Source organism: Paraprevotella xylaniphila YIT 11841, assembly GCF_000205165.1.
In the GTDB taxonomy this organism is placed as follows: Bacteria; Bacteroidota; Bacteroidia; order Bacteroidales; family Bacteroidaceae; genus Paraprevotella; species Paraprevotella xylaniphila.
In genome coordinates, this window is the sequence record NZ_GL883835.1 from 1 (window position 1) to 822 (window position 822).

The 822-nt window shown below is 45.0% G+C and carries 1 protein-coding gene and 1 pseudogene; both read right to left on the bottom strand.

From position 1 onward, the window contains the following. A pseudogene (locus tag HMPREF9442_RS16905) lies at positions 1 to 181 on the bottom strand (hypothetical protein); the annotation flags it as partial. A gap of 64 nt (positions 182 to 245) precedes the next feature. Next, on the bottom strand, positions 246 to 773 hold the full coding sequence (locus HMPREF9442_RS05330) for a glycoside hydrolase family protein (RefSeq protein WP_004291526.1): 528 nt from the start codon (positions 771 to 773) through the stop codon (positions 246 to 248). Between the last annotated feature and the right edge of the window lie 49 nt (positions 774 to 822).

The window sequence follows — 822 nt, forward strand, 5'->3', positions numbered from 1 at the left end:
TTGTTCCTTTCTGAATTTTCCTAAATACTTTCTTCATAATTTCGCTATACTTTTTATGGTTAATAACTATGTTTTGTATTGCTCTCACAACACTTACAACTTGAAGTGTTATTTGGAAACCGATAGGCAAAAATGGCTCAACGATGTCAATTAACGAGAAAATCCTACGATAATCTATCAAGTGATAGAGCAAAAGACGTGCCAAGTTAAATATGGCACGTCTTTTGCCAGTTTTGTCAGTCCTTTTATGGGATATACAACAGCGCAAACTCCGCCTTTCTCCGTTTGAGCAGCATGGCGTGGCGTTTTCCTTTGTAGTTGCAGAAGGCTATATACTCACGGTAGATGTTCCTGTCACCAGCTTCCAGCTTCTTGATTAAGGTGCTTTTGGGGATTGTTTTGCTGCCTAACAGCTTCGCCGGTCCCACATTGTAAGCTAACGTGCCAAGCAAAATCGAATCAACCCCGAATTTACGGAACATGGCGACAAATTTGCGCAGGTCTTTCCGCAAAAGTTCATCCGCATCCCGTTTTGTCATGGTTCGTGCCGAATACTTCTCGTTTGGCAAAAGTTTGTGACCCCAACCGACGTATGGGTAGTGTTTTTCTGAGTGCCAGCCTTCAAAGTAGCGGCAGCATAAAAAAGCACGTTCCATAAGCGGCAGTCGGTAGATTGCCGCCTGCCCGTCCGTTCCCTCTTGGCGGCTGATCTGCGCGGACACAGAACAGACCGTCAGAAGTGAACAGAGCATTGTCATGAATACACGCATCATTTCAACAAGGGGCTGAAGTTGCCGATGGGAACGATGGTAAGATCGTCGT

Coding starts and splice junctions, on each gene's coding strand:
- HMPREF9442_RS05330 (WP_004291526.1), bottom strand. CDS start 773: ATGATGCGTGTATTCATGACAATGCTCTGTTCACTTCTGACGGTCTGT.